The sequence below is a fragment of the Xanthobacter pollutisoli genome (assembly GCF_040044995.1).
Lineage (GTDB): Bacteria > Pseudomonadota > Alphaproteobacteria > Rhizobiales > Xanthobacteraceae > Xanthobacter.
Map to the genome: position 1 here is coordinate 21,871 of NZ_JBDZDP010000012.1, position 17,389 is coordinate 39,259.

The 17,389-nt window shown below is 68.1% G+C and carries 18 protein-coding genes and 1 pseudogene; all 19 read left to right on the plus strand.

Features of this window, described 5'->3' with window-relative positions; genetic code table 11:
• Positions 1-4: 4 nt before the first annotated feature.
• Entirely contained in the window at positions 5-1,033 is a 1,029-nt protein-coding gene (locus tag ABLE93_RS19290; RefSeq protein ID WP_229646704.1) for a branched-chain amino acid ABC transporter permease, read from the plus strand.
• On the plus strand, positions 1,026-1,736 hold the full coding sequence (locus tag ABLE93_RS19295) for an ABC transporter ATP-binding protein (RefSeq protein ID WP_229646703.1): 711 nt from the start codon (positions 1,026-1,028) through the stop codon (positions 1,734-1,736). The genes ABLE93_RS19290 and ABLE93_RS19295 overlap by 8 nt, the downstream gene beginning before the upstream one ends.
• On the plus strand, positions 1,729-2,451 hold the full coding sequence (locus ABLE93_RS19300; protein ID WP_229646702.1) for an ABC transporter ATP-binding protein: 723 nt from the start codon (positions 1,729-1,731) through the stop codon (positions 2,449-2,451). Before ABLE93_RS19295 ends, ABLE93_RS19300 begins: the two co-directional genes overlap by 8 nt.
• Positions 2,448-3,437, plus strand: coding sequence for an NAD(P)H-dependent flavin oxidoreductase (locus ABLE93_RS19305; protein WP_229646701.1), 990 nt, complete (start codon positions 2,448-2,450; stop codon positions 3,435-3,437). The genes ABLE93_RS19300 and ABLE93_RS19305 overlap by 4 nt, the downstream gene beginning before the upstream one ends.
• 60 nt (positions 3,438-3,497) lie before the next feature.
• Positions 3,498-4,244 (plus strand): enoyl-CoA hydratase-related protein, encoded by a 747-nt coding sequence (locus ABLE93_RS19310; protein WP_348841473.1) that lies wholly within the window; start codon positions 3,498-3,500, stop codon positions 4,242-4,244.
• A 90-nt stretch (positions 4,245-4,334) separates the two neighbouring features.
• Positions 4,335-5,147, plus strand: coding sequence for an IclR family transcriptional regulator (locus ABLE93_RS19315; protein ID WP_229646699.1), 813 nt, complete (start codon positions 4,335-4,337; stop codon positions 5,145-5,147).
• A 26-nt stretch (positions 5,148-5,173) separates the two neighbouring features.
• Positions 5,174-6,325 (plus strand): CaiB/BaiF CoA transferase family protein, encoded by a 1,152-nt coding sequence (locus ABLE93_RS19320; protein WP_229646698.1) that lies wholly within the window; start codon positions 5,174-5,176, stop codon positions 6,323-6,325.
• 62 nt (positions 6,326-6,387) lie between these two features.
• Complete coding sequence (locus ABLE93_RS19325) at positions 6,388-7,149, plus strand: thioesterase family protein (protein ID WP_229646697.1); 762 nt, start codon at positions 6,388-6,390, stop codon at positions 7,147-7,149.
• Between the two features lie 255 nt (positions 7,150-7,404).
• A pseudogene (locus tag ABLE93_RS19330) lies at positions 7,405-7,918 on the plus strand (transposase); the annotation flags it as partial.
• A gap of 183 nt (positions 7,919-8,101) precedes the next feature.
• The gene (gene trbB / locus ABLE93_RS19335; RefSeq protein ID WP_348841474.1) at positions 8,102-9,088 is read left to right on the plus strand and encodes a P-type conjugative transfer ATPase TrbB; all 987 of its coding nucleotides are present in this window, start codon (positions 8,102-8,104) and stop codon (positions 9,086-9,088) included.
• A 29-nt stretch (positions 9,089-9,117) separates the two neighbouring features.
• Entirely contained in the window at positions 9,118-9,417 is a 300-nt protein-coding gene (locus tag ABLE93_RS19340; protein ID WP_229646893.1) for a TrbC/VirB2 family type IV secretion system protein, read from the plus strand.
• On the plus strand, positions 9,417-9,689 hold the full coding sequence (locus ABLE93_RS19345; protein WP_348841475.1) for a VirB3 family type IV secretion system protein: 273 nt from the start codon (positions 9,417-9,419) through the stop codon (positions 9,687-9,689). The genes ABLE93_RS19340 and ABLE93_RS19345 overlap by 1 nt, the downstream gene beginning before the upstream one ends.
• Before the next feature lie 12 nt (positions 9,690-9,701).
• Entirely contained in the window at positions 9,702-12,131 is a 2,430-nt protein-coding gene (gene trbE, locus ABLE93_RS19350; RefSeq protein ID WP_348841476.1) for a conjugal transfer protein TrbE, read from the plus strand.
• A complete protein-coding gene (gene trbJ, locus ABLE93_RS19355; protein ID WP_348841477.1) occupies positions 12,128-12,862 on the plus strand; it encodes a P-type conjugative transfer protein TrbJ in 735 nt (244 codons plus the stop codon). The genes trbE and trbJ overlap by 4 nt, the downstream gene beginning before the upstream one ends.
• Positions 12,863-12,871: 9 nt before the next feature.
• Positions 12,872-13,132, plus strand: coding sequence for a putative entry exclusion protein TrbK-alt (gene trbK-alt, locus ABLE93_RS19360; protein ID WP_348841478.1), 261 nt, complete (start codon positions 12,872-12,874; stop codon positions 13,130-13,132).
• Complete coding sequence (trbL, locus tag ABLE93_RS19365) at positions 13,129-14,409, plus strand: P-type conjugative transfer protein TrbL (RefSeq protein ID WP_348841479.1); 1,281 nt, start codon at positions 13,129-13,131, stop codon at positions 14,407-14,409. Before trbK-alt ends, trbL begins: the two co-directional genes overlap by 4 nt.
• Positions 14,406-15,095 (plus strand): conjugal transfer protein TrbF, encoded by a 690-nt coding sequence (gene trbF, locus ABLE93_RS19370; protein ID WP_348841480.1) that lies wholly within the window; start codon positions 14,406-14,408, stop codon positions 15,093-15,095. Before trbL ends, trbF begins: the two co-directional genes overlap by 4 nt.
• On the plus strand, positions 15,092-16,144 hold the full coding sequence (gene trbG / locus ABLE93_RS19375; protein WP_348841481.1) for a P-type conjugative transfer protein TrbG: 1,053 nt from the start codon (positions 15,092-15,094) through the stop codon (positions 16,142-16,144). The genes trbF and trbG overlap by 4 nt, the downstream gene beginning before the upstream one ends.
• Positions 16,141-17,388, plus strand: a complete 1,248-nt coding sequence (locus ABLE93_RS19380; RefSeq protein ID WP_348841482.1) for a TraB/TrbI/VirB10 family type IV secretion system protein — start codon at positions 16,141-16,143, stop codon at positions 17,386-17,388. Before trbG ends, ABLE93_RS19380 begins: the two co-directional genes overlap by 4 nt.
• The last annotated feature ends 1 nt before the right edge of the window (position 17,389 follow it).

Below are 17,389 nucleotides of genomic sequence, written 5' to 3' on the forward strand. Positions count from 1 at the left end.
AGCCATGCCGGTCACTTCCAACGCCTCCGTGCAGGCCAAGCCCGCGTCCCCGTCCCGCGTGCAGGGGGCGGTGACGGGCGCGGGGCTCGTCGTCCTCGCGCTGCTGCCGCTCGCGGCGGGCGCCAGCCCCTACATGCTGGGCCTTCTGATCTCGGCGCTCATCCTCGCCGGTCTCGCGCTCTCCTGGGCGCTACTGGGCAATCTCGGCGGCATGGTCTCGTTCGGCCACGCGGCCTTCTTCGGGGTGGGGGCCTATGGCTCGGCGCTGCTGGCGGGCAAGCTCGGGGTGCCGGTGCTGCTCGCCATCCCGCTGGGCGGGCTCATCGCCACGGTGTTCTCGCTGGCGATGCTGCCGGCGCTGCGGCTCTCCGGGCCGTACTTCGCCCTCGCCATCCTCGCCTATGCGCAGATCTTCCGCATCCTCGCCACCGAGCTCGACTGGCTCACTGGCGGCGCGGCGGGGCTGCAGCGCTATCCGGGCCTGCCCACCGTGCTGGGCTTCAACCTCGCGGACCGGGCGGGCAGCTACGTGCTGGTGCTCGCCTTTGTCGCGGTGTTCGCCTTCGTCTACATGGCGCTCAGGCGCAGCCATGTGGGCACCGCCTTGCGCGCCATCGCCGACAGCGAGGACGCCACCCGTGTGGTGGGCGTCAACGCTACCGTGCTGAAGACCTGGATGCTGCTGCTCTCCGCCTTCATCGCCGGGGTGTTCGGCGCGCTCAATGCCCACATCATCGGCTTCCTGGAGCCGGACTATGCCTTCTCCGGCATCTGGAGCGTCATGCCCATTATCGCCGCGGTGTTCGGCGGCTATCGCAGCGTGCTGGGGCCGGTCTTCGGCGCGGTGGTGATCTATCTGTTCGATCAGGTGATCGCCAAGAGCCTCATTCCGGTGGGCCACCAGATCCTGCTCGGCATCGTCCTCGCCATCATGGTGCTGCTGGCGCCAAACGGGCTGTCCGGCCTCGTCGCCCGCTTCCTGCCGCGCCTCACCGGCCGCAGCCTCTCGAACGCGGAGAAGGGCCATGCTTGAGCTCGACGCCGTCACCGTCCGCTTCGGCGGGCTCACCGCTTTGTCGGGCATCTCGTTCCGCATCGCCAAAGGCGAGATCCTCGGCCTCGTGGGGCCGAACGGGGCGGGCAAGACCACCCTGTTCAACTCCATCTCCGGCCTCGTGAAGGCGCGCGGGCGCATCAGCTTCAACGGGCGGGAGGTCACCTCCCTGCCGCTGCACAAAAGGGCGCGGGCGGGCATCGGGCGGACCTTCCAGATCCCCCAGCCCATGCACCACCTCACCGTGCGGGAAAACCTGGCGGTGGCGCAGGTGTTCGGTGCCGGGCGCCACGACGCGACACGGATCGACGAGATCCTCGCGGTGATGGAGCTCAGCCACAAGGCCGATGCCGACGCCGCCACCGCTTTGGCGCTGCAGGAGCTGAAGCGGCTGGAGATTGCCAAGGCGCTCGCCACCGAACCCAAGCTGCTGCTGCTGGACGAGGTGCTGGCCGGCCTTGAAAGCAATGCCAAGCGCTCCTTCATGCTGAAGCTGAAGGAACTGCACGCGCTGTTCGGCCTCACCATCGTCATCGTCGAGCATGACATCGAGACCATCTCGGGCCTGTGCACGCGCGCGGTGGTGCTCAACTTCGGACAACTGATCGCCGATGGCACGCCGGCCGAGGTGTTCAACAATCCGGCCGTGGTGGAGAGCTATACGGGAACCGCCCATGCTTGAGACGCGCAACCTCTCCTCCGGCTACGGCGCCATTACCGTGCTGTGGGACGTGAACCTCACCTTCCGCGCCGGCGCCCTCACCGCCATCGTCGGCCCCAACGGCGCCGGCAAGACCACGCTGCTGCGCACCCTCACCGGCCTTCTGCCCTATCGCGGCGAGATCCTGATGGATGGCGCGCCGCTGAAGGGGAAGACCTGGGATCTCGCCGCCCAGGGGCTGGTGATGGTGCCGGAAGGGCGCCTCGTGTTCCGCGACATGTCGGTGGAGGAAAACCTCTGCCTCGGCGCCTATCCCGAGCGCTGCCGCGGCGATCTTTCCGCCAATCTGGAGCGGATGTACGCCTTCTTCCCGCGCCTGAAGGAGCGGCGGCACCAGCTCGCCGGCTCGCTCTCCGGCGGCGAGGCGCAGATGGTGGCCATGGGCCGCGGGCTGATGGCGAAGCCCCGCATCCTGCTCATCGACGAGCCCTCGCTCGGCCTTGCCCCGGTGATCGTCAACGAGGTGTTCGACATCATCCGCCGGCTGAAGGGCGAGGGCACCACCATCGTCCTCATCGAGCAGAACACCCGCATCGCCCTCTCGGTAGCGGATGACGTGCACCTGATGCGCTCGGGCAAGGTGATCCTGTCCGAGAAGGCGGAAGGGCTCGACCTCGACCGGCTGCACGATCTCTACTTCGCCCGCGAGACCGCCAAGGGGGAGGCCGGCCGATGACCGTCTCAGCCGAACGCCTTCCCGCCGCCTTCCGCGGCACGCTGGCGCTGCCGGTGATCGCCTCGCCCATGTTCATCCTGTCGGGGCCGGAGCTGGTCATCGCCGAATGCCTCGCCGGGGTGGTCGGCGCCTTCCCGGCGCTGAACGCCCGCGCGCCCGACACGCTGGACGGCTGGCTGACCCGCATCAAGACCGAGCTCGCCGCCGCCCGCGCCGCCGATCCCACCCGGCGCATCGCCCCGTTCGCGGTGAACCAGATCGTCCACGCCTCCAACGACCGGCTCGAGCGCGACATGGAGACCTGCGTCGCCCATGAGGTGCCGCTCATCATCACCTCGCTGCGTGCGCCGGGCGAAGTGGTGCGGCAGGCCCATTCCTATGGTGGTGTGGTGTTCCACGACGTCACCACGGTGCGCCATGCGGAAAAGGCGCTGGAGGCGGGGGTGGACGGCCTCATCCTGGTGTGCGCGGGGGCGGGCGGCCATGCCGGCACACTGAGCCCGTTCGCGCTGCTGGGCGAGGTGCGCCGCTTCTACGACGGGCCGGTGGCGCTCGCCGGCGCCATCACCACCGGGGAGGCGATCCTCGCCGCGCAGGCGCTGGGGGCGGACTTCGCCTACATGGGCACGCGCTTCATCGCCACGGTGGAATCCCGCGCGGTGCAGCCCTACAAGGAGATGATCGCCGACGCGCAGGCGGCCGACATCCTCTATTCGCCCTTCTTCACCGGCGTGCCGGGCAATTACCTGAAGCCCTCCGTGGTCGCCTCGGGCCTCGACCCGGACAACCTGCCCCACGCCGACAAGACCGCCATGAGCTTCAGCTCCGGCAAGGTAAAGGCGTGGCGCGACGTGTGGGGCGCGGGGCAGGGGGTGGGCACCATCGCCGATGCGCCGCTGGTGGCCGAGGTGGTCGCCGGCCTCGCCCGCGAATATGCCGACGCCCTCGCCCGCCTCGCCGTTGATGCGGCGGGCTTTACCGCCTGAATGCCGACACCGTACCGCCCCCCGCCCCGGGGAGCGCCAGAAGGATCAGGAGCCGCCGCCATGACGCAGAGCCTCATCGTCACCGATCCGCACCCCGGCGTGCGCCTTCTCACCATGTCCCGGCCCGAGCGCCGCAACGCGCTGGACCGCGCCACCTACAAGGCGCTGGGTGATGCCTTCGCCGCCGCCGGTGAGGCTGAGTCGGTGCGCGTGGTGGTGCTGACCGGCGCCGGCAACTGCTTCACCGCCGGCAACGACCTCGCCGATTTCCAGGACACCTCCAACGCGGGCGAGCCGAGCGCCGGCCTCACCTTCCTCAACGCCCTCAGCGCCTTTCTCAAGCCGGCGGTGGCGGCGGTGGAGGGGTTCGCGGTGGGCATCGGCACCACCATGCTGCTGAACTTCGATCTTGCCTATGCAGGTGCTGGCGCCCGCTTCCGCCTACCGTTCGTCAATCTGGGCCTGTGCCCGGAGGGGGCTTCGAGCTACCTGCTGCCCCGCATCGCCGGATCGAAGCGCGCGAGCGAGCTACTGCTGCTCGGCGAGGTGTTCGGCGCCGAGGTGGCGGCGGAGGCCGGCATCGTCAATGCCGTGACGGCGGAAAGTGGTGCGCTCGGCCTCGCGCTCGAGAAGGCGCAGGCGCTGGCGGCGCTACCGCCGCGCTCGCTCGCCACCACCAAGCGCCTCCTGCGCGCGGCCACCGCAGGCCCGGTGGCGGATGCGCTGGCGCTGGAGGCCGAGCACTTCCACACCCTGCGGCTGGAGCCGGCCGCGCAGGAGGCGTTCGCCGCTTTCTTCAGAAAGTAGGGCCAGCGACGCGTCCGGCCGCGAATCCCCGATAATGGCGTTGGTCCGGGCCTCTCGCCGCAGTGTCCGGATGCCATCGAGAGCAGCACCATGCGACAGACCGAAAACGCCGCCCAAGATCTCGACGCCGATGGCGACGGCAAGGACGACCGCCACTTCGTGACGGCTCTCGCGCGCGGGCTGGAGGTGCTGGCCTGCTTCAAGCGCGGCGAGACCTTCCTCGCCAACCACGAGATCACCGAGCGCTGCAAGCTGCCCCGCTCCACCGTCTCGCGGCTCACCTACACCCTCACCAAGCTCGGCTACCTCCATTACGTGGAGGAGGTGGGCAAGTATCGCCTCGGCACCCAGCTGATGGCGCTGAGCACGGTGGCGCTGGGCGGTCTCGACGTCCGCCAGATCGCGCGGCCCGCCATGCGCGAGCTGGCGAACTTCTCCAACGGAACGGTGGGCCTCGCGGTGCGCGACCGTCTCTCCATGCGCTACGTGGAGTGCATGCGCGGGCCAGCGGCCATCTCGCTCAACATCGAGGTGGGGGTGCGCATGTCCATGGTGCGCTCGTCCATCGGCCGTGCCTTCATCGCCGCCCTGACGCCGGCCGAGCGCGCGCCCCTGTTCGAGGAGCTGCGCATGCTCGATCCGCTCGCCTGGCCCAAGGTGCGGGAGACTCTCGAGAAGGCGATCGAGGATCACGCCACGCTCGGCTGCTGCTGCTCGTTCGGCGAGTGGCAGGAGAGCGTCAGCGCCATCGCCGTCGGCTTCCGGCCGGGGCGCGGCCTGCCGCCCATGGCCATCAATTGTGGCGCCCCCACCGTCATCACCGCCCCCCAGTTCCTGCTCGACGAGGTGCGCCCGCGGCTCGTGGAAATGGTGCGCGGGCTCGATGGGGTGATGGGGGCCTGACCGCGTGCCAACTGGAGCTTGCGTCGATGAGTGAAACCAATCCCGCCGCCCATGGGCTGGCCGACGATCTGCCGCTCGCCGGCGTGCGCGTGCTCGACCTGTCGCGCATCCTTGCCGGGCCTTGGTGCGCGCAGGTGCTGGGGGATCTCGGGGCGGAGGTGGTGAAGGTGGAGCACCCCGAGCGCGGCGACGACACCCGCGACTGGGGCCTGCGAACCGGCGCCACCAACACCTCCTATTTCGACGCTGTGAACCGCAACAAGACGTCGGTCGGCATCGACCTCTCGACGCCGGAGGGCCTCGCCCGGGTCAAGGCCATGGCGCGCGAGAGTGACGTGCTGGTCGAGAACTTCAAGACCGGCGGCGCCGACCGCCTCGGCCTCGGCTACGAGGCGCTCAGCGCGGAGAATCCGGGCCTCATCTACTGCTCCATCACCGGCTACGGCTCCAGCGGGCCGGAGGCGACGCGCCCGGGATACGACCTGCTGGTGCAGGGCGAGGCCGGACTGATGGCGCTGAACGGGGAGGCCGGGCAGCCGCCGCTGAAGTTCGGGGTGGCGGCGGTGGACCTGTTCACCGGCCAGTATGCCGCGCAGGCGGTGCTTGCCGCGCTCTACCAGCGCACCCGCACCGGCAAGGGCCGGCAGGTGGAGCTAGCGCTGTTCGACTGCGGCCTCGCCATCACCTCCTATTACGGGCTGGAGGCGCTGGTGCAGGGCAAGGACCCGCCGCGCTACGGCAATGCCCATCCCTCCATCGTGCCTTACGGCGTGTTCGAGGCGGCGGATGGGCCACTCGTCATCACCGTGGGCAACAATGCCCAGTTCCGGCGGTTCTGCACGGCGGTGATCGGCCGGCCGGAGCTGGCGGAGGATCCGCGCTTCGCCACCAATCTCGAACGCTCGCGCAACCGGGCGGCGCTGCTGCCGCAGATCGGCTCCGAGCTGCTCCGTCACAGCCGAGGGGACCTGCTGGCGAAGCTGCGCGCGGAAGGCATTCCCGCCGGCGAGGTTCTCGGCCTTCACGAGGCTCTGACATCGGACCGGACGCGGTCCACCGGCATGGTGGTGCACGCCGCGGCCGATAGCGCGCTGAGGTCTATCCTGGCTCCTCCTTATCGCTTCGACGGACACCGCCTCCCGATTCGTACGATGCCGCCGTCGCTGGGGCACGATTGAATAGAAGCGAAACAGAAGGAGCTGCAATGCCACGCCACACCGCACCCGATAGTAAGCGGGCCATGAGCGTTTTGGAGAACCTTGGTGACGGCGTCTGGTGGGCGGGGTGCTTTGCCCGCGGTCCGTTCGACGGCGTTCATGGCGGCATAGTGACAACCGCGATGATGGCCGAGATGGAGAAGGCCGCGCCGGAAGGTTTGCGGCCCCTTGCGGTGCGCACGGACTTCCTTCGGCCAACCCCGTTGGGGAGCGTGCTTCAGGTAAGGGTGCAGCCGGTGCGGGTGGGCCGCCGCACCGCGTTATTCGATGCGCACCTGGAGGTCGACGGTGTGGTTACCGCACGCTGCACGATGACCTTCGCGGGAGAAACCCGGATTTCGACACTTGAAGCCGACTATGCCTCCGACCCAGCCCCACCTGATAGAGATCCACAGGACTTACCCCGTCGCAATGTTGGGGTGAGCCACGGCGAATCCTGGCTTCTGGACGTGCTGGATCCACGTCTGGCCGAAGACGGCGGCGTTTGGTTCCGGTGGACCATGCCGGTGATACCAATGGCATCCGCCTTCCTCGCGGCTATTGCTCCCGCCGATACCTTGCACGGCATGGCCCGTCCTGGCTTGCCGGGACCAGCACCAGTTGCGGGCTACCCCAACACCGACCTCGCCATCCACTTCACCCGTGAGCCGCGTGGGGAATGGATAGGAGTTCGTCCGGTGACGCGATGGCAAAAGACCGGTATTGGCATCGGCTTCGGCGACCTGGTTGATCTCGACGGTACGTTCGGGCATGCCGCCATGGGCGTTGTTCTGCTGCCGTTCTGACAGTGAGTTGGCCCCATTCGGCGGATAGATTCGCGGCTTTACTAAGCTTGATGGCCAGCGCGTCGGACCGGCTCTTCGGCGCTCGAATTAAACGTAAGCTCTGAAATCGCGATATACCCAAGCCCTCCAGGCTCGGAACATCACCGCCTCAACCTCACCGGCGAAAGGTGGGGAAGGGCTCCGCTTACGAGGCAAGGGAGTACGAAGAAAGGGGCGGCCGAACAGGCTGTGTGGAACGAGAGGAGGCTCCGGCAGTTGCCTGGGCCTTTTTTTGTTTCAGGCGCTTTCGGCCCGTCGGATGTCGATGAGGATGGCGCGAAGACTGCTGACGTTTGCCGCAAGCACGGCATCTCCTCGGCCACCTTCTACAAGTTCAAGGCGAGGTATGGCGGCATGGACGTGTCCGATGCCCGCCGGCTGAAGGCGCTCGAAGATGAGAACGCCCGCCTGAAGAAGCTGCTCGCCGAGCAGATGCTGGACAACGCCATCCTGAAGGATGTCGCCGCAAAAAATGGTGACGCCCGATGCGAGGCGTAAAGCCGTGGCCCACGCCTGTGCGGAGCACGGGGTGAGCCAGCGTCGGGCGTGCAAGGCCCTGAGCGTCGATCGCACCAGTATGCGCTATCGGAGCGTCCGTCCCGACGATGCAGGCTTGCGCGAGGCCATGAAGGTCGTGGCCGGCGAGCGCCGCCGGTTCGGCTACCGGCGGATTCACGTCATGCTGAGGCGCCAGGGCATCGTCATGAACCACAAGAAGCTGCGCCGGCTCTCCTGAACCGGAGGAGAAAAGGGTCTAAGGTCACGAGGACGAACGTCACGCCGATTTCAGGCAATCGCACGCCACGCTGCGATGCCTGCGTTCCGTTGTTGAATCTCCCCCAATTCCCCCTTCTTTGATCATCCCCGTCCGGGAAGCTCATGCATCGCTCCTCCCGGCCAAAGCGGGGATGACATGGCGGCTTCAGCTCACAGATCGGAAGGCCTGACACGCGGCGTGCGCATGCTGCGCACCGCTCTGGGCCCTGTGATCTCCCGTCTGTTGGATGACCCCACCGTCGTCGAGGTCATGCTCAACCCGGACGGGCGGCTCTGGGTCGACCGCTTGTCCGAAGGCCTCGCCAACACAGGCCAGAAGCTGGCCCCCGGCGACGCCGAGCGCATCATCCGCCTCGTCGCGCACCACATCGGCGCGGAGGTCCACGCCGGAGCGCCGCGGCTCTCCGCCGAGCTTCCTGGGACGGGCGAGCGTTTTGAGGGCCTGCTTCCGCCGGTTGTTGGCGCCCCTACCTTCGCCATCCGCAAGCCCGCCGTCGCGGTGTTCACGCTCGACGACTATGTCGCCACCGGCATCATGTCGGCACCGCAGGCCGAGGCCCTCCGCCAGGGCGTCGCCTCGCGCGCCAACATCCTGGTGGTCGGCGGCACCTCCACCGGCAAGACCACCCTCACCAATGCCCTCCTCGCAGAGGTGGCCAAGACATCCGAGCGGGTCATCCTCATCGAGGACACTCGCGAGCTCCAGTGCGCCGCGCCCAATCTCGTGGCCATGCGCACGAAGGACGGCGTCGCCTCGCTCTCCGACCTCGTGCGCTCCTCGCTCCGCCTGCGCCCCGACCGCATCCCCATCGGTGAGGTACGCGGCGCGGAGGCCCTGGACCTCCTGAAGGCGTGGGGGACGGGCCATCCCGGCGGCATCGGCACCATTCACGCCGGCAGCGCCATGGGCGCCCTACGACGGCTGGAGCAGCTCATCCAGGAAGCCGTCGTCACTGTCCCGCGCGCTCTGATCTCCGAGACCATCGATCTCATCGCCCTGCTGTCCGGCCGCGGTGCCGCGCGCCAGCTCACCGAGCTCGTCCGCGTCGAAGGGCTCGGCCCCGACGGCGACTACCGGATCTCTCCCGCTGTCCCTCCTACCGTAGAAGGAACCTCCCCGTGACGCCGAGCTCTGTTTCCCTCCATCGCAGCCTGCTGCGAACCGCTGCGGCAATTGCCGCCTTCACCTGCGCGATCTCTGCTGCCAATGCCTCCGGCTCCTCCATGCCGTGGGAGACGCCGCTGCAGTCCATCCTGGAGTCCATCCAGGGGCCGGTGGCCAAGATCATTGCGGTGATCATCATCATCTCCACCGGCCTCGCGCTCGCCTTCGGCGACACCTCGGGCGGGTTCCGGCGGCTGATCCAGATCGTGTTCGGCCTCTCCATCGCCTTCGCCGCTTCCAGCTTCTTCCTCTCCTTCTTCTCCTTCAGCGGCGGGGCTCTGGTCTGATGTCCGGGGATACCGGCGAGGTGCCGGGCTTCTCCGTCCCGGTCCACCGGGCACTCAGCGAGCCGATTCTGCTCGGCGGTGCGCCGCGGGCGCTGGCCATCTTCAACGGCACCCTCGCCGGCGCCGTCGGGCTGGGGCTCAGGCTCTGGCTCGTTGGCCTCGCCCTCTGGGCGATCGGCCACCTCGCCGCCGTCTGGGCCGCCAAGCGCGATCCGCTGTTCGTCGATGTGGTGCACCGGCATCTGCGCATCCCCTCCCATTTGTCGGTCTGAGGGGCGCGCGCCATGATGAACCTTACCGAGTATCGACGACACGGGAGCCGGCTCGCGGACTATTTGCCGTGGGCGGCCCTCGTTGCCCTAGGCGTCGTCCTCAACAAGGATGGCAGCTTCCAGCGCACGGCGCGCTTCCGCGGCCCGGACCTTGAGTCCGCCGTGCCGGCCGAGTTGGTGGCGGTGGCAAGTCGCCTCAACAGCGCCTTCCGCCACCTCGGCTCCGGCTGGGCATTGTTCGTGGAGGCCCAGCGGCATGAGGCGGGGGTCTATCCCGAGAGCACCTTCCCCGATCCGGCCTCGGCGCTGGTGGATGCCGAGCGCAAGGCTGGCTTCGCCGAAGCCGGCAGCCATTTCGAGTCGAGCTATTTCCTCACCTTCTGTTGGCTCCCGCCGGCGGAGGATGCCGCACGGGCGGAGAGTTGGCTCTATGAGGGTCGTGCACGCGACGGCGTCGATCCCCACGGGGTACTGAGCGCTTTCATCGATCGCACGGACCGGGTGCTGCGGCTGGTCGAGGCCTTCATGCCCGAGTGCCACTGGCTCGATGACGCCGAGACCCTGACCTATCTCCACGGCTGCGTCTCGACCCGGCGCCAGCGGGTGCGTGTTCCCGAGACGCCCATGTACCTGGATGCTCTCCTCGCCGACCAGCCTCTCACCGGTGGGCTCGAGCCCATGTTGGGCACGGAGCACTTGCGCATCCTCACCATCGTGGGTTTTCCCACGGCGACGACGCCGGGGATCCTCGACGATCTCAACCGGCTGGCCTTTCCCTATCGCTGGTCCACCCGCGCCATCCTCCTCGACAAGACCGACGCCATCCGGCTCCTCACGAAGATCCGCCGGCAATGGTTCGCCAAGCGCAAGTCCATCGCCGCCATCCTCAAGGAGGTGATGACCAATGAGGCCTCGGTGCTGGTGGATTCCGATGCCGCCAACAAGGCGGAGGACGCCGACCTCGCCCTACAGGAGCTCGGCGCCGATCATGCCGGCATTGCCTATGTCGCCGCCACGGTAACGATCTCGGACGCCGATCCCCGCATCGCCGACGAGAAGTTGCGGCTTGTGGAGAAGGTGATCCAGGGCCGGGACTTCACGGCCATGGCGGAGACCCTCAATGCAGTGGATGCCTGGCTCGGCAGCCTCCCGGGGCACGTCTATGCCAATGTCCGCCAGCCGCCCATTTCCACCCTCAACCTCGCGCACATGATCCCACTGTCGGCGGTCTGGGCCGGAGACGAACAGGACGGGCATTTTTCGGCACCCCCTCTGCTTTACGGGAAGACGGAAGGCTCCACCCCGTTCCGCTTTTCGCTCCATGTGGGGGATGTGGGCCACACGCTGGTGGTCGGGCCGACCGGCGCCGGCAAGTCCGTGCTGCTCGCGCTCATGGCCCTGCAGTTCCGGCGCTATGCCGGCTCCCGGGTGTTCGCCTTCGACTTCGGCGGCAGCATCCGGGCGGCCGCCCTCGCCATGGGCGGGGACTGGCACGATCTGGGCGGCAGCCTCGCGGAAGACAGCATCGCGCTCCAGCCGCTCGCCTGTGTAGATGAGATTTCCGAACGCACCTGGGCCGCAGACTGGATTGTGGCGATCCTCGCCCGCGAAGGCCTCTCCATCACCCCGGAGGTGAAGGAGCATATCTGGTCGGCGCTCATTTCGCTGGCCTCCGCACCCGTGGAGGAGCGAACCCTCACCGGTCTCGCGGTCCTCCTCCAGTCCAACGCGCTGAAGCAGGCCCTGCGCCCCTATTGCATCGGCGGCGCCCATGGCCGGCTGCTCGATGCCGAGGTCGAGCATCTGGGGAAGGCCTCCGTCCAGGCCTTCGAGACCGAAGGGCTGATCGGCACTAGCGCGGCGCCGGCGGTGCTCTCCTATCTCTTCCACCGCATCGAGGACCGGCTGGACGGATCGCCCACCCTCCTCATCATCGACGAGGGATGGCTGGCGCTCGATGATCCGGGCTTCACCGGGCAGCTCCGGGAATGGCTGAAGACCCTTCGTAAGAAGAACGCCAGCGTCGTCTTCGCCACCCAGTCCCTCTCGGATATCGACGGCTCCGCCATCGCCCCCGCCATCATAGAAAGCTGCCAGACGCGGCTACTGCTCCCCAACGAGCGGGCGGTGGAGCCCCAGATCACGGCCATCTACCGGCGCTTCGGCCTCAACGACCGGCAGATCGAGATCCTCGCCCGGGCAACACCCAAGCGGGACTATTACTGCCAGTCCCGGCGCGGCAACCGCCTGTTCGAGCTCGGCCTGTCGCAGGTGGCTCTGGCCCTGTGCGCCACTTCGTCCAAGACCGACCAGGCCGCGCTCTCGCAGATCTTTGCCGAGCAGGGGCGCGGCGGCTTCCTCGCCGCCTGGCTGCACCATCGCGGCCTCGGCTGGGCCGCCGACCTCATTCCCACCCTCGACAATCTGGAGACACGCCCATGATCCGCAGCTCATTGCGGGCGGTACTTCTGGCCGCGCCGCTCCTCGCGTACTCGCTGGCTCCGGCGGCCGCGCAATATGTGGTCTATGACCCCTCCAACTATGCGCAGAACCTCCTTCAGACGGCTCGGGCCCTGCAGCAGCTCACCAACCAGATCACCTCCCTGCAGAACGAAGCGCAGATGCTGATCAACCAGGCCCGCAACCTCGCGAGCCTGCCATACTCCTCTCTCAGCGCGCTCCAGCAGTCGGCCCAGCGCACGCAGCAACTGCTCGGGCAGGCGCAGAAGATCGCCTATGACGTCGGTGCCATCGATCGGGCCTTCCAGGGTCAGTACGGCTCGGTCTCCCTGAGCGCCTCGGACGCCGCTCTTGTCACCCAGGCGAAGAGCCGCTGGGAGACCACGGTGGCCGGCCTCCAGGATGCGCTGCGGGTGCAGGCGGGCGTCGTCGGCAATCTCGACACCGGCCGCTCGCAGGCCTCGACGCTGGTCGGGCAGAGCCAGGCGGCGACCGGTGCGCTCCAGGCCATACAGGCGGGCAACCAGCTCCAGGCGCTTCAGGCGCAGCAGCTCTCCGACCTCACCGCGGTGGTCGCTGCCAATGGCCGGGCTCAGGCGCTGTCCGAAGCCGAACGGGCGACGGCGGTCTCGGAGGGGCAGGAGCGCTACCGGCGCTTCTCCACCCCGTCGAGCTACCAGCCCTCCGCCGTCACCATGTTCCGCGGCAACTGAGGGGCGGCCATGGACCACGGCACCGCGCTCAGAACCCTTGTTGTCGCCGGGCTGGTCGGGTCGGTGATCGCGGCTCTGGCCATGGCTGGCGGACCGGAGACGGAGCCCGTCACTGCGATCAGCGTGCCGGCAGGCGGCGTCTCCTCGGCCGATCTCAAGAACTGCGCCAAGCTGGAAACGGCCGATCCCGTCGATCCGCGCTGCGCCGCGCTCTGGGAGGCGAACCGTCGCCGCTTCTTCGGCAAGCCCGTGGACGGAGCGACACCATGAACGACGTGGGTGTCATCGATACCTTCCTCAACACCTTCACCAGCTACATCGATTCCGGCTTCGGCCTGATCAAGGGCGAGGTGACGGGCCTCTCCTCCATCCTGATCGCCCTCGACATCACCCTTGCCGGCCTGTTCTGGGCCTGGGGCGCGGACGAGGACGTGATGCGCCGGCTGGTGCGTAAAACCCTCGCCATCGGCTTCTTCGCCTGGATCATCGGCAACTTCAACGCGCTTGCGAAGATCGTGTTCGAGAGCTTCGCCGGGCTCGGCCTCAAAGCCGGCGGGTCAACCATCAGCACGGCGGAGTTCCTGCGGCCGGGGCGCCTCGCGGAAGTGGGGCTCACCGCGGGCCAGCCGCTGCTCGATGCGGCGAGCCAGCTCACCGGGCCGGTGGCGCTCTTCGTCAATGCCGTGCAGATCACCGTGCTGCTGATCTCCTGGCTCCTGATCCTGATCGCCTTCTTCATCCTGGCGGTGCAGCTCTTCGTTACCTTGATCGAGTTCAAGCTGACGACGCTCGCCGGCTTCGTCCTCATTCCCTTCGCCTTCTTCGGCAAGACCGCCTTCCTCGCCGAGAAAGTGCTCGGCAACATCGTCGCGTCGGGCGTCAAGGTGTTGGTTCTCGCCGTCATCGTCGGCATCGGCTCCGGGCTATTCTCCCAGTTCACCACCTCCTACGGCGATGCCCAGCCGACCATCAGCCAGGCCCTGTCCGCCGTGATGGCCGCGCTCGCGCTCCTCGGTCTCGGTGTCTTCGGGCCGGGGATCGCCACCGGCCTGATCACCGGCGCGCCGCAGCTGGGGGCGGGCGCCGCCGTCGGGACTGGGCTGGCCGCAGGAGGTGTGGCGCTCGCGGGAGCGGGAGCCGCGGGCATAGCGATACGCGGGGCAGGTGCTGCCTTATCCGGAACAGCAGCGGCGGCCCGTGCTGGCGCGAACCTCGCTGGCGGCGCCGTGTCCGCCTACAGCGCGGGAGCTGCCGGCCAGTCTGGACTTTCGGGGGTGGCTGGAGGGCTTGGCGGTGTCGCGCGAGCTGGGGCAGCAGGGGCAACCTCTCCTTTGCGCAGTTCTACCGGCACGCCATCGACCTCCGGAGCCACTCCTACCCCGCCTGGTGCCCCAACCTCCTCCGGTGATGTCCCTGATTGGGCCCGGCGCATGCGGCGCTCCCAGCAGGTCGCCCACGGCATTCAGACCGTGACCCATGCTGTGCGATCCGGCGACAGCCATGGCGGTGGGTCCTCCATCTCCCTCTCCGAAAGCGATCGCCCATGACCCCCTTCAAGCGACCGTCGGTCCATTACGGACGCTCATCCGAGCCCGAGACGCCCTATCAGCGCGCGGCGCAGGTGTGGGATGACCGCATCGGCTCGGCACGAGTGCAGGCGAAGAACTGGCGCCTCATGGCCTTCGGCTGCCTCGCCCTCTCGGCCGGCCTATCCGGTGCCCTGGCCTGGCAGGCGCTGAGCGGCTCGGTGGTGCCGTGGGTGGTGCAGGTGGACAAGCTCGGGCAGGCGCAGGCGGTGGCACCCGCCACCTCGGACTATCGTCCCTCCGATCCCCAGATCGCCTTCCACCTCGCCCGCTTCATCGAGGAGGTGCGCAGCATCTCCGCCGATCCCGTCATCGTGCGGCAGAACTGGCTCAGAGCCTATGCCTACACGACCCAAGCCGGCGCCGTGGCCCTCAACGATTACGCCCGCGCCAACGATCCCTTCGCCCGGGTCGGCAAGCAGCAGGTGGCGGTGGAGGTCTCGAGCGTCATCCGCGCCTCGCCGGACTCCTTCCGCATTGCCTGGACCGAGCGCCGCTACCAGGACGGCAGCCTCGCCGACACCGCCCGCTGGAGTGCCATCCTCACCGTCGTGGTGCAGGCGCCGCGGGACGCCGAGCGCCTCCGTGCCAATCCCCTCGGAATCTACGTCAACGCCATCAACTGGTCGAAGGAACTCGCACAATGACGCCGGCCATCCGCGTATTCGGGAGGCCGGCTTTCCGTCCCCTCTCTTCTCAGGCTCTCCGTAAATCCGGCTTGCCGCTTCTGCTCCTTTGCACATCCGTACTCGCCGGCTGCGCAACCTTCGAGAAGCCGCCCGAGATCGAGTATGACGATGCCCCGCCCGCCGTCTTCAAGGCGGAGCCGCCGGGGCCGGTGCGCATCGTCGAGCTGCCGAAGCCCCTGCCGCTGCCCGGCCAGTTGAAGCCGGTGGGCAGGGACGGCAAGGCGGAGCCGGAAGCCACTGACCCTGCAGCTCGGGTCAACCAAGCCAATGCCGCTGCGCGCGTGCAGCCCGTCCGCAACGGCTTCATCAACTCCATGCAGGTCTATCCCTTCGTGGAAGGCGCGCTCTATCAGGTCTATGCCGCGCCCGGCCAGGTCACCGACATCGCCCCGCAATCCGGCGAGCAATTGGTGGGCACGGGGCCCGTGGCCGCCGGCGACACGGTGCGCTGGATCATCGGTGACACCGAGAGCGGAGCGGGAACGGCCAAGCAGGTCCACATCCTGGTGAAGCCCACGCGACCGGACCTCACCACCAATCTCGTCATCAACACCAATCTGCGCACCTATCACATGGAGCTGCGGTCCACCGAAAAGACCTACATGGCCTCGGTCTCCTGGCAGTACCCTCAGGACCAGCTCATCGCCCTGCGGCGCCAGAATGCCGAGGCCCAGGCGGTGCAACCCGTCGCCAACGGCATCGACCTCACGAAGGTCAATTTCCGCTACGAGGTGAGCGGCGATCGAGCACCGTGGCGGCCACTACGCGCCTTCGACGATGGCCAGCAGGTGTTCATCGAGTTTCCCCGGGGCATTGCTCAGGGCGAGATGCCCCCGCTGTTCGTGGTCGGCCCGCAGGGTGACACCTCCGAGCTCGTGAACTATCGCGTGCGCGGCAGCTACATGATCGTCGACCGCCTCTTCGCGGCAGCCGAGCTGCGCTTCGGCGCCGACAAGGATCAGAAGCGCGTGCGTATCTCTCGTACCGACGGGAGGTCGGCCCTATGAACGGCATCGATCCCGGGAAGGAGAAAAGGCCGGGCCCAGCCGGCGATGACGGCGCCCGTCCGCTGACGGGGGAGGCTGTGGCGGCCATGCGGCTACGGCCGGAGCCGCCGCGGGTGACCCGGCTGTCGCGCAAGGTACTGGCGGGGCTGGGGCTCGTCGCTGGTCTTGGGATCGGCGGGGCGCTGATCTATGCCCTTCAGGCGCGGAAAGACCACGGTCCGGGACAGGAGCTCTATGCCACCGACGTCAAGACGACTCCGGACCGGCTCGCCGGCCTGCCCAAGGATTACACCGGGATTCCCAAGCTCGGGCCTCCGCTGCCCGGCGACCTCGGCCGGCCGATTCTCAATGCCCAGACCTCAGCGCAGCCGCCGATGCCGTCGATGGGCGGTATGCCCAATCCTGCCTTGAGCCCCGAGGAGCAGCGCCAGCTGCAGGAGACCGAGGCGGCGCGGACGGGACGGCTGTTCGCCCAAACCAACACGCGGCCTGCGAGCACTGTCGTGGCGCAACAGGTGGCTGCAACCTCGGCGACCACTGCGGCACCTGTCCCCGACCTTGGATCCCTTGGTCTCGCTCCGCAGGCGGCGACGCCGACGGCCCAGGAGCGGCAAATTGCCTTCCTCAATCAGGCGGTCGACCTACGCACCGTGTCGCCCGACCGCGTGGCCGCTCCGGCCTCGGTCAACATCCTGCAGGCGGGCGCCGTGATCCCCGCGGCGCTGATTACCGGCATCCGCTCCGACCTGCCGGGTCAGATCACCGCCCAGGTTGCCGAGAACATCCATGACAGCCCGACGGGCCGTATCCTGCTGATCCCTCAGGGCACCCGCATCATCGGCCAGTACGACAACGGCGTCGGCTTCGGCCAGCGTCGGGTTCTCCTGGTCTGGAACCGGCTGATCTTCCCCAATGGCCGCTCCATCGTGCTGGAGCGCCAGCCTGGAGCCGATGCCGAAGGCTATGCCGGTCTCGAAGATGCCGTCGACTATCACTGGGGCGAGCTGTTCAAGGCGGCCGTACTCTCCACCATCCTGAGCGTCGGCGCGAGCGCAGGTACGTCCGGCAGCGACAACGATCTTGTCAGCGTGCTGCGCGAAGGCGCTTCCGACAGCATAAGCCAGACCGGCCGGCAGATCGTCCAGCGCCAGCTCAACATCGCGCCCACGCTCACCGTCCGGCCGGGATACCCGGTGCGTGTCATCGTCACGCGTGATCTTGTGCTCGAAGCTTATGGAGGCTGAT